The 9,949-nt window shown below is 69.7% G+C and carries 11 protein-coding genes and 1 pseudogene; 10 read left to right on the top strand and 2 right to left on the bottom strand.

The window, feature by feature from the left end:
* The coding region (locus PSH25_RS05830; RefSeq protein ID WP_238658024.1) for an SDR family oxidoreductase at positions 1 to 507 on the top strand (507 nt) is incomplete at its 5' end.
* Here the strand turns inward: PSH25_RS05830 and PSH25_RS05825 are convergent.
* The gene (locus PSH25_RS05825) at positions 492 to 1,160 is read right to left on the bottom strand and encodes a dTMP kinase (protein ID WP_238658026.1); all 669 of its coding nucleotides are present in this window, start codon (positions 1,158 to 1,160) and stop codon (positions 492 to 494) included. The two genes, PSH25_RS05830 and PSH25_RS05825, sit on opposite strands and share 16 nt — an antisense overlap.
* Positions 1,161 to 1,339: 179 nt before the next feature.
* Between PSH25_RS05825 and PSH25_RS05820 the strand changes: the two are divergent.
* The 4 genes and pseudogenes from PSH25_RS05820 to PSH25_RS05805 all read left to right on the top strand — a co-directional run.
* Positions 1,340 to 1,927: pseudogene (locus tag PSH25_RS05820) on the top strand (nucleotidyltransferase); the annotation flags it as partial.
* Positions 1,924 to 2,199 carry a BON domain-containing protein gene (locus tag PSH25_RS05815; RefSeq protein ID WP_124823215.1) on the top strand — a complete coding sequence of 92 codons (276 nt, stop codon included), beginning with the start codon at positions 1,924 to 1,926 and terminating at the stop codon, positions 2,197 to 2,199. The pseudogene PSH25_RS05820 and the gene PSH25_RS05815, both read left to right, overlap by 4 nt.
* Positions 2,200 to 2,209: 10 nt before the next feature.
* Positions 2,210 to 2,986 carry a metallophosphoesterase family protein gene (locus PSH25_RS05810; protein WP_238658022.1) on the top strand — a complete coding sequence of 259 codons (777 nt, stop codon included), beginning with the start codon at positions 2,210 to 2,212 and terminating at the stop codon, positions 2,984 to 2,986.
* The gene (locus PSH25_RS05805) at positions 2,977 to 3,120 is read left to right on the top strand and encodes a GPGG-motif small membrane protein (RefSeq protein WP_007464364.1); all 144 of its coding nucleotides are present in this window, start codon (positions 2,977 to 2,979) and stop codon (positions 3,118 to 3,120) included. Before PSH25_RS05810 ends, PSH25_RS05805 begins: the two co-directional genes overlap by 10 nt.
* A gap of 204 nt (positions 3,121 to 3,324) precedes the next feature.
* Here PSH25_RS05805 and PSH25_RS05800 read toward each other — a convergent pair whose 3' ends face one another.
* Positions 3,325 to 4,098 carry a M23 family metallopeptidase gene (locus PSH25_RS05800; protein WP_238658021.1) on the bottom strand — a complete coding sequence of 258 codons (774 nt, stop codon included), beginning with the start codon at positions 4,096 to 4,098 and terminating at the stop codon, positions 3,325 to 3,327.
* A 250-nt stretch (positions 4,099 to 4,348) separates the two neighbouring features.
* On the opposite strand from PSH25_RS05800, the gene PSH25_RS05795 reads away from it, so the two are divergent.
* The 5 genes from PSH25_RS05795 to PSH25_RS05775 all read left to right on the top strand — a co-directional run.
* Complete coding sequence (locus PSH25_RS05795; protein ID WP_238658020.1) at positions 4,349 to 5,695, top strand: ABC transporter substrate-binding protein; 1,347 nt, start codon at positions 4,349 to 4,351, stop codon at positions 5,693 to 5,695.
* A gap of 70 nt (positions 5,696 to 5,765) precedes the next feature.
* Entirely contained in the window at positions 5,766 to 6,812 is a 1,047-nt protein-coding gene (locus PSH25_RS05790; protein WP_238658019.1) for a carbohydrate ABC transporter permease, read from the top strand.
* Between the two features lies 1 nt (position 6,813).
* Positions 6,814 to 7,782 carry a carbohydrate ABC transporter permease gene (locus PSH25_RS05785; protein ID WP_238658018.1) on the top strand — a complete coding sequence of 323 codons (969 nt, stop codon included), beginning with the start codon at positions 6,814 to 6,816 and terminating at the stop codon, positions 7,780 to 7,782.
* A 69-nt stretch (positions 7,783 to 7,851) separates the two neighbouring features.
* Complete coding sequence (locus tag PSH25_RS05780; RefSeq protein ID WP_238658017.1) at positions 7,852 to 8,898, top strand: LacI family DNA-binding transcriptional regulator; 1,047 nt, start codon at positions 7,852 to 7,854, stop codon at positions 8,896 to 8,898.
* Positions 8,899 to 8,928: 30 nt separating this feature from the next.
* Positions 8,929 to 9,949, top strand: a 1,021-nt coding sequence (locus tag PSH25_RS05775; protein ID WP_238658025.1) for an alpha-amylase family glycosyl hydrolase, incomplete at its 3' end; no start/stop codon positions are given.

Here is a 9,949-nt window from a genome sequence, read left to right as displayed (position 1 = left end):
CGGGCGGTCGAGGCCGCCGCCGGCGAACCGGCATCGCCGCTGCGCGCGGTGGTCAACCTCGTCGGGGGGTACGCCAGCGGCGGGCTGGTGCACGAGACCCCGGTCGACGAGTTCGAGCGGATGCTCACCGTCAACCTGCGGCCGACCTACCTGGTCACCCAGGCCGCACTGCCGCACCTGGTGGCCTCCGGGGGCGGCGCGGTGGTCTGCGTCTCGGCCCGCGCGGCGGTCGCCCCGTTCCGCGGCGCGGCCGGCTACTCGACGGCCAAGGCGGCGGTGCTGGCCTTCGCCAACGCGGTCGCGGTGGAGTACCGGGCCCACAACGTGCGCTGCAACACCGTGCTGCCCAGCGTCATCGACACCCCGGCGAACCGGGCGGCCCAGCCCGACGCCGACCATTCCCGCTGGGTGACCCCGGACGAGATCGCGCCGGTGATCCGGTTCCTCGCGTCGGCCGAGTCCGCCCCGACCAGTGGCGCCACCGTCCCGGTCTACGGGCGGGCCTGAGCCACCACCGGGCCGACGTCACCGCCGGCCGGCGCGGACGGCGGCAGCCAGGTCTCCAGGTGCGCCTGGATCTGCTCGGTCACCTCCTCGGCCGGGCGGCCCGCGTCCACCAGCACGAAGCTGGGGTATTCGGGCAGCGCCCGGTAGGCGGTGTCGGCGGCGGTGAGCCACCCCATCGTCTCGTGGTCGGTGCCGCGTTCCTCGATGCGCCGGTACGCCTCAGCCGGGTCGACGGCGAGCAGGAAGGTCACCTGCGGCGTCGGGAACAGCCGGTAGCCGGCCCGGGCGAGCCGCTCCCAGCGCTGCCCGCCGTGCGCCCGGATGCTCGCGTACTGGCAGGCCGAGTAGCGGTCCATCACCGCCGTCCGGCCGGTGAGCAGGCAGCTGAGCAGGGCGATGGCGATGGCGAGCCAGCGCAGCACCGACTCCACGGCCAGCACACCGTCGCGCCCGACGAGCCGTTGCGCGTCCGGCCGGCCGAGGCGGTTGGCGAGCCGGCCGAGCCAGCGCCGGCCACTGGCGTTGCGGCGGTAGGTGGCGGGGCGGCCGGCGGCGGTCAGCGCGTCGGCCAGCCGGTGCGCCTGAGTGGTCTTGCCCGAACCGTCGATGCCGATCAGGGCGACGGTGCGCAGTCGGGCCTTGCGTCGTCGCATCCCCGATGATCTGGCCACTCTCCACAGGTTATCCGACCCACGCACTTGCTCCGCGTGGTTTGTGGTGCTTCATCCCTGATGACGCCCGACCGCGTCACCAGCAGGTGTGGCCGACCGGTATGCCGGGTACCGGAGTTTGAAACCCGACCGCCGGTCCACCAACACGACGACGGAGGAACCAGATGGCTGAGCGCGGGGACGAGAGTCTTGTGCACACCCTCAAGAAGGTCGCCGCCGTGCTCAAGCAGTCCGAGATTCCGTTCGCCCTGGGCGGCAGCTTCGCCGTCTACGCCCACGGGGGCCACTCCAGCGATCACGACGTGGACTTCCTGATCCGGGAGGCCGACGTCGAACAGGCGCTGGAGGCGCTGGTGGCCGCCGGCTTCGTCGCCGAGCGTCCCCCGGAGGACTGGCTGGTGAAGGTCTTCGACGACGGTCGGATGGTGGACCTGATCCACCGGCCGATCGAGACGCCGGTGACCGAGGAGACGTTCGCCGACACGGTCGTCCGGCCGGTGGACGCGATTCACATGCCGGTGCTGTCCGCCACCCAGTTGATGGTGCACAAACTGCTCAGCTTCTCCCAGCACTACTGCGACTTCGCCCGCGGCCTGCCGCTGGCCCGCTCGCTGCGGGAGCAGATCGACTGGGAACGGGTACGCAAGGAGACGCAGCACTCGCCGTACGCCGAGGCGTTCCTGGTGCTGCTGGACCGGCTGGAGGTGGTGTCGGCCGCCGGCACCCAGCCAGGAGAGGGGACATCGTGACCCACCATCGCGACATCGGCGCCGGGCCACCGGACGAGTACGTCGAGGCGGAGATCCAACGGTTGCTCGTCGAGGACCCCGCCGTCGCCGAACAGGGGATCACCGTGATTCGACGGGAACGCGCCCTCGTGCTCTACGGCGAGGTGGAGAGCCCGCACCGGCGGGAGGAGATCCTGCGCCGGGTGTCCGAGCGCTTCCCGGACGTGCCGATCACCAGCGACATCGGAGTGATCCGCGCCCAGGCGCCCACGGAGATCGAGCAACTGCCCTGAGGGAGGTTCCATGGTGATCCGGATCGCCGCTGTGGGCGACGTGCATCTGGACGAGGACGTGGTCGGCCGGTTCCGACCGGCCTTGGAGGAGCTGCCGGAGTGCGCCGACGTGCTGCTGCTGGCCGGGGACCTGACCCGGCACGGCACCGAGGCCGAGGCGCGCTGTGTGGCAGAGGAGTTCGGGGGGTTGTCCGTACCGGTGGTGACCGTGCTGGGCAACCACGACCACCAGTGTGACCAGGTGCCACAGGTGGTCAAGGTGCTGGAGGACGCGGGCATCACCGTGCTGGAGGGCAACGGCGTCGTGCTGGACTGCGCGGGTGGCCGGCTCGGCATCGCCGGCGTGAAGGGCTTCGGCGGCGGGTTCGCCGGGCGGTGCGCGAGTGACTTCGGCGAACCGGAGATGAAGGCCTTCGTCCGCACCACCACCGACAGCGCGGACCGCCTCGGTGCGGCGCTGCGCTCGCTGGACTGCGACATGCTTGTCGCGCTCACCCACTACTCGCCGGTGCCGGACACACTGGCCGGCGAACCGTTGGAGATCTACCCGTTCCTGGGGTCGTACCAGTTGGGGCAGGCGATCGACTCGGCACCCACGGCGCTGGCCGTGCACGGGCACGCGCACGCCGGCACCGAGCGCGGCACCACCCCCGGCGGAGTACGCGTCCGCAACGTCGCGCACCCGGTGATCAAGCAGGCGTACAGCGTCTTTCACGTTGGCGATCAGCTCGACACCGACCAGGTTTCCCCGATCGGCCAGTCGGGTAGTCAGAGGTCATGGAGCTGATTCTCTGGATTCTCGCAGTCGTACTCGTGGTCGCCGGCATCCTCGCGCTGTTCCGCCGGCAGATCCTGTGGGGCATCGTCCTCATCGTCGTCGGGCTGTTGGTCGGCCCGGGTGGTGTCAGCATCTTCAATTAGCGCTCGTATCTCCTCAACACCGGGACCCGCCGGGGTCGCCGCGACCGAAGCTTCGTCCTCCCGACAGAAGCATCGGTCGCGGCGATCCCGGCGCTTTGTCGTGGGTGGGCCGGCCCTGGCCCGCCCTCGGCGGTTTGAGCCGACGCCGGGACAACTGACCGACCGGTCCCCGGCGGCGGTGCCCCGCCGGGGACCGTGGCCGGGTCAGCAGCGGGGCACGCCGGGGATGTATCCGTCGGAGCCGGTGTACACGTACGCGTCGGCGATGTAGCGGCCGGAGCCGATCCGGTCCCAGATCGAGCTGGTGCCGTACGTGCCGGTGACCGTGGTGCCGCTGGTCTGGCAGGCGATGGTCACCCGGGTGCCGTCGGCGACGGTGCCCACCGAGGCGTACCCGGTGCCGGGGCCGGAGCGGACGGTCAGCGGCGTCCCGCTGGTGTCGACCGTGCCGTTGCCACCGCCCGAGGAGCACCCGTTGTCACTGGTGTAGCTCTTGGTGCCCCAGTACAGCGCGAGGGTGCCGTTGAAGCGGACCTGGATGTCGCCGCCATTGAGGCGCTGCTCGTAGTGCAGGTGTGGGCCGGTCGAGCCTCCGGTGCTGCCGACCCAGCCGAGCACCTTGCCGTACCCGACCGTCTGCCCGACCGAGACGTTGAAGCCGTTGAGGTGCGCGTAGTAGGTGCTGTAACCGCCGCCGTGGTTGATCCGGACATACTTGCCGTAACTGGTGCCGCCGAGGTCGGTCACCCGGTCGACCGTGCCGGGAGCGCTGGCGACCACCGGGTCGCCGAGGTCGTCGGTGCGGTTGAAGTCGACGGCGTACGCCGGGCTGTGGTCCGACCGGGTCTGCCCGGACCAGGACTGGCCGCACGGGAACGGCACCTTGAAGGTCGGCGCGGCCAGCGCCGGAGTCGCCGGCACCAGTGCTCCCCCGACGAAGAGACCCGTCACCAGCAGGCTGATCCACCGCTTTCGCATACAGCTCCTCCTATGTCGAAAACCTTCGATCCGGTGCGCTCAGCCTGACAGATATCGTCAATCTTCGAAAGAGTCCCCAGCATGTCCCGGGAGCGCGCCCACCAGGCAGCCCGCAGGTTTCCGGATTGTTACTCGCTCGTGTCTGACAGGGGGTGGACCGGACCGGATGCAAGCGCTTACATGTGTGCACGCCCAATCGGACCGGCGACGGGTCACCAGCACGACCGCGCCGGCTAGGAAGGAGGACGGCATGGCGGTCTTTACCAGACCACGCCAGGCCTTCGTGATCGCCGGTGTACTCGGGCTGGCGCTCAGCGCCACCGCCTGCGGTACCGGCGACGACAAGAAGAGCAGCAAAGCGGGCTCCGCGGAGTGCGCCGCATACGAGAAGTACCAGGGTCACGACGGCAAGAAGGTCTCCATCTACGCGTCCATCCGTGACGCCGAGGCCGACCTGCTGGAGCGGTCGTGGTCGCAGTTCACCGACTGCACCGGCATCGAGATCGACTACGAGGGCAGCGGCGAGTTCGAGGCGCAGCTCCCCGTCCGGGTCGACGGCGGCAACGCCCCCGACATCGCCTTCGTGCCCCAGCCGGGCCTGGTGAAGCGCTTCGCGGACGCCGGCAAGCTGAAGTCCCTCAGCGCCGACACCAAGGCGCTCGCCGAGCAGAACATGCCGGCCGACTGGCTGAAGTACGGCACCGTGAACGGGACGCTCTACGGCGTGCCGCTCGGCGCCAACGTGAAGTCCTTCGTCTGGTACTCGCCGAAGACGTTCAAGGAGAAGGGCTGGGAGGTTCCGACCACCTGGGACCAGCTCATCGCCCTGAGCGACAAGATCGCCGCCAGCGGCGTGAAGCCGTGGTGCGCGGGCGTCGAGTCCGGTGACGCCACCGGCTGGCCGGCCACCGACTGGATCGAGGACGTGGTCCTGCGTACGCAGGGTCCCGAGGTCTACGACCAGTGGACCAGCCACACCATCCCGTTCAACGACCCGAAGATCGTCGACGCGGTCGACCGCGCCGGCAGCATCCTCAAGAACGAGAAGTACGTCAACGGCGGCTTCGGCGGCGTCAAGAGCATCACCACCACCGCCTTCCAGGAGGCGGGCCTGCCGGTGACCACCGGCAAGTGCGCGATGCACCGACAGGCGTCGTTCTACGCCAACCAGTTCCCCGAGGGCACCAAGGTCGCCGAGGACGGCGACGCGTTCGCCTTCTACTTCCCGGCCATCGACCCGGCCAAGGGCAAGCCGGTGCTGGGCGCGGGCGAGTTCGTCGTCGGCTACGCCGACCGTCCCGAGGTCCAGGCGGTGCAGACCTACCTCGTCTCGGCGGAGTACGTGAACAGCCGCGCGAAGCTCGGCAACTGGGTCACGGCGAACAACAAGCTGGACATCGCCAACGTCGCCAGCCCGATCGACAAGCTCTCCGTCCAGATCCTCCAGGACAAGACGGGCACCTTCCGGTTCGACGGATCCGACCTGATGCCGGCCGCCGTCGGCGCGGGAACGTTCTGGAAGGGCATGGTCGAGTGGCTGAACGGCAAGGCGACCGCCCCGGTGCTCCAGGGCATCGAGAGCAGCTGGCCTAAGTGATCCCGGCGGTGGCCCGGTCCGCGTTCGCGGGCCGGGCCACCGGCTGAGGTGGACCCGGAAGGGAGGGTTGATGGAGTTCGACTTCGCCGCTGAGCAGCCGAAGCTCCTCATGCTGATGTACGGGCTGGTTGCCTTCGTGCTGGTGGTGGGTGGTCTCCTACTGCTGCTCGACGTGGTGCCGGCCTGGTTCGCCCGGCGACGGGAGGCGCAGCTCGTCGCAGCCTCGGCGAGTGGTGCTCCGCTTCCCCGCCGACCCCGGCAGCGGGAGGGCATCTTCGCGCTCTTCTTCCTGCTGCCGACGCTGCTGCTGCTCACCATCGGTCTGGTCGTGCCGGCCATCCGCACCCTGCTGCTCTCCCTGATGAACGGGGACAGCACCGAATGGGTGGGCCTGCGCAACTACGGCTTTCTGTTCTCCGACGACGCGATGCTCCGGGTCCTCACCAACACCCTGATCTGGGTGCTGCTGGTCCCGCTGGTGGCGACCGGGTTCGGCCTGATCTACGCCGTACTGGTGGACAAGGCCCGGTTCGAGGCCGTGGCCAAGTCGCTGATCTTCCTGCCGATGGCCATCTCCTTCGTCGGCGCCAGCATCATCTGGAAGTTCGTCTACGCCTACCGGGGTGAGGGCGACCAGATCGGTCTGCTCAACCAGATCGTGGTCAGCCTGGGCGGTGAGCCCAAGCAGTGGCTGCTGGAATCACCCCTGAACACGTTGCTGCTGATCGTCATCATGGTCTGGATCCAGGCCGGTTTCGCCATGGTGGTGCTCTCCGCCGCGATCAAGGCGATCCCCGGCGACATCGTCGAAGCCGCCCGGCTCGACGGTGTCAGCCCGTGGCAGATGTTCTGGCAGATCACCATGCCGAGCATCCGACCGGCGTTGATCGTCGTGATGGTGACGCTCACGATCGCCACCCTCAAGGTCTTCGACATCGTCCGGACCTCGACGAACGGCAACTACGACACCAGCGTGATCGCCAACGAGATGTACAACCAGGCCTTCCGGTACGGCCAGAGCGGGCAGGGTTCCGCGCTCGCGGTCTTCCTCTTCATCCTGGTCATCCCGGTCGTGATCTACCAGATCCGCAACCTCCGTCAACAGCGGGAGGGCTGAGATGACGACCGCAACGCCCACCGTCGCCGCCGGCACCCAGAAGACCGACGGCACCCCGACCACCACGGCCGGCCGGGTCCGCAAGCGGTTGAACAGCCGCACCGCGACGCTCGTCTCGATCGTCATCGCGGTGGTCTGGACCATCCCGACCTTCGGTCTGCTCGTCTCCTCCCTCCGCCCGGAGGACGAGATCAAAACCACCGGCTGGTGGACGGCCTTCACCAACCCGCAGTTCACGTTCGAGAACTACGAGCAGGTCCTGTTCGGGCGATCGGCGTCCTCCGGGCAGCTCGCCGGGTCCTTCATCAACTCGCTGGCGATCACCATCCCGTCGGTGCTCTTCCCGCTCGCCTTCGCGTCCCTCGCCGCGTACGCGCTCGCGTGGATCAAATTCCGGGGCCGGGACTGGCTCTACATCGCGATCTTCGCGTTGCAGATCGTGCCGTTGCAGATGGCCCTGGTGCCGTTGTTGAAGTTCTTCTCCACCGGTGTCACCCTCGGCGGCGTCACCCTGATGCCGGCGTGGGATCTGGTCGACGAGCAGAAGTTCGCCCAGGTGTGGTTCGCGCACACCTGCTTCGCGCTTCCGTTCGCCGTGTTCCTGTTGCACAACTTCATCTCGCAGTTGCCGGGCGACCTGATGGAGGCGGCCCGGGTCGACGGGGCCACCCACCCGAAGATCTTCCGCACCATCGTGCTGCCGCTGATCACCCCGGCGCTCGCGGCGTTCGGCATCTTCCAGTTCCTCTGGGTCTGGAACGACCTGCTGGTCGCGCTGATCTTCGCCGGTGGCGGCGACGAGACCGCCCCGCTCACCGTCCGGCTCGCCGAGATGGCCGGCACCCGGGGCAACGAGTGGCAGCGCCTGACCGCCGGCGCGTTCGTCAGCATCGTCGTACCGCTCATCGTGTTCCTGTCCCTGCAGCGCTTCTTCGTGCGAGGTCTGCTCGCCGGCAGCGTCAAGGGCTGACCCCGCGCCCGCCGCCGCCTGGCCCCTCGGGCGGCGGCGGGCGCACCGGGCACCGAGCGGGGGAAAACCGTGACGAGGATCGATGATGTGGCCCGGCTGGCCGGCGTGTCCACGGCCACCGTCTCGCGGGCGCTACGCGGACTACCGACGGTCTCGGCCGCGACCCGGCGCCGCGTACTCGCCGCCGCCGAGCAACTCGACTACGAGGTCTCACCGAGCGCGTCCCGGCTCGCCGGTGGACGGACCGGCACGGTCGCGGTGGTGGTCCCCCGGATCACCCGCTGGTTCTTCAGCACCGTCGTCGAGGCGGTCGAGGAGTATCTCCACCAGTCCGGCTACGACCTGCTGCTCTACAACCTGGGCGGCCGGGAACAGGTCCGCCAGCGGGTCCTGCGGACGGCCAACCTGCACAAGCGGGTGGACGCCATGATGCTGGTCGCCACCCCGTTGCGGCCGGCCGACCTGACCGCGCTGGCCACGCTGGAACTGCCCGGAGTCACCATCAGCTCGGGCAGCAGGGTGCCCAACTGGCCGTGCGTACGCATCGACGACGTGGCGGCCGCACGGGCCGCCACCAAGCACCTGATCGACCTCGGCCATCACCGGATCGCCCACATCTCCGGCGACCCGGACGACGAACTGGCCTTCACCACCCACCTCGACCGACGCCGGGGTTACCAGGCGGCGCTGCGCTCCGCCGGCCTGCGACCCGACCCGACCCTGGACATCGAGTCCACCTTCACCATCGACGGCGGCAACCGGGCCACCGCCGAACTGCTGGCCCGCGGCGAGCCGCCGACCGCGATCGTCGCCGCGTGCGACGAGATGGCGATGGGCGCGATGACCGCCCTGCGTGACGTCGGACTGCGGGTGCCGCAGGACGTCAGCGTGGTCGGCATCGACGACCACGACCTGGCCGGTGTGCTCGGGCTCAGCACCGTCGCCCAGCCCGCCGCCGAGCAGGGCCGGCTGGCCGCCCAGATGCTGCTCGACCCGCTCGGGGCCCGCCCCCCGGGCCCCATCGTCAGGCAACGGGGCACCGGTTGCGACGCTCCGGTGGTCCTGCCCACTCGGTTGGTGGTCCGGGACTCGACCGCACCGCCCCGGGCACACTGAAATCCACACACCGCAACACGGGAGACGACCCTGAACACCGACCCGACGCAGCAGACCCCCTCCGGTCACCCGGCCACCGGCTGGTGGACCGAGGCCGCCATCTACCAGATCTACCCCCGCTCGTTCGCCGACTCGGACGGGGACGGCATCGGTGACCTGCCCGGCATCACCGCCCGCCTTGACCACCTGGTCGAGCTGGGCGTGGACGCGGTGTGGCTCTCTCCCTTCTACCCCTCGCCGCAGGCCGATGCCGGCTACGACGTGGCCGACTACCGCGACATCGACCCGCTGTTCGGCACCCTCGCCGACGCGGACAAGCTGATCGCCGAGGCCCGGTCCCGCAACCTGCGGGTGATCGTCGACCTGGTCCCGAACCACACCTCCTCGGCGCACCGCTGGTTCCAGGCCGCGCTGCCGGCCGCGCCCGGCAGCCCGGAACGGTCCCGGTACATCTTCCGGGACGGCCGCGGTCCGGCCGGCGACCAGCCGCCGAACGACTGGCAGAGCGTCTTCGGTGGTCCCGCCTGGACTCGGACCGTCGACGCCGACGGGCAACCCGGCCAGTGGTACCTGCACCTGTTCGACACCGGGCAGCCGGACCTCAACTGGGACAACCCGGAGGTGCACGCGGAGTTCCTGGACGTGCTGCGGTTCTGGCTGGACCGCGGCGTGGACGGCTTCCGGGTCGACGTGGCGCACGGCCTCATCAAGCAGGCCGACCTGGCCGACTGGCAGGAGCCGCAGGAGATCCTCTCCGGCAACGAGATCGACAAGCCGCGTCCGCCGATGTGGGACCAGGACGGCGTGCACGAGATCTACCGGCAGTGGCGGCAGGTTCTGGACAGCTACCCCGGCGAGCGGGTGCTGGTCGCCGAGGCCTGGGTGGAGCCGGCCGAGCGGCTGGCCCGCTACGTGCGCCCGGACGAGATGCACCAGGCGTTCAACTTCGAGTACCTGCTCGCCGCGTGGACCGCACCGGCCCAGTACGCGGTGATCACCCGCTCGTTGGAGGCGACCGACTCGGTCGGCGCGCCGACCACCTGGGTGCTGT

Source organism: Micromonospora foliorum (assembly GCF_022229015.1).
GTDB lineage: Bacteria > Actinomycetota > Actinomycetes > Mycobacteriales > Micromonosporaceae > Micromonospora > Micromonospora foliorum.
Note: the sequence above shows the minus strand (reverse complement) of the source record. Positions and strands in the feature narration are given on the sequence as shown.

Excerpts from the sequence above, each read along its gene's own strand:
- PSH25_RS05825 (WP_238658026.1), bottom strand. The coding sequence starts at position 1,160 with ATGCGACGACGCAAGGCCCGACTGCGCACCGTCGCCCTGATCGGCATC.
- PSH25_RS05810 (WP_238658022.1), top strand. The coding sequence starts at position 2,210 with ATGGTGATCCGGATCGCCGCTGTGGGCGACGTGCATCTGGACGAGGAC.
- PSH25_RS05805 (WP_007464364.1), top strand. The coding sequence starts at position 2,977 with ATGGAGCTGATTCTCTGGATTCTCGCAGTCGTACTCGTGGTCGCCGGC.
- PSH25_RS05800 (WP_238658021.1), bottom strand. The coding sequence starts at position 4,098 with ATGCGAAAGCGGTGGATCAGCCTGCTGGTGACGGGTCTCTTCGTCGGG.
- PSH25_RS05795 (WP_238658020.1), top strand. The coding sequence starts at position 4,349 with ATGGCGGTCTTTACCAGACCACGCCAGGCCTTCGTGATCGCCGGTGTA.
- PSH25_RS05790 (WP_238658019.1), top strand. The coding sequence starts at position 5,766 with ATGGAGTTCGACTTCGCCGCTGAGCAGCCGAAGCTCCTCATGCTGATG.
- PSH25_RS05785 (WP_238658018.1), top strand. The coding sequence starts at position 6,814 with ATGACGACCGCAACGCCCACCGTCGCCGCCGGCACCCAGAAGACCGAC.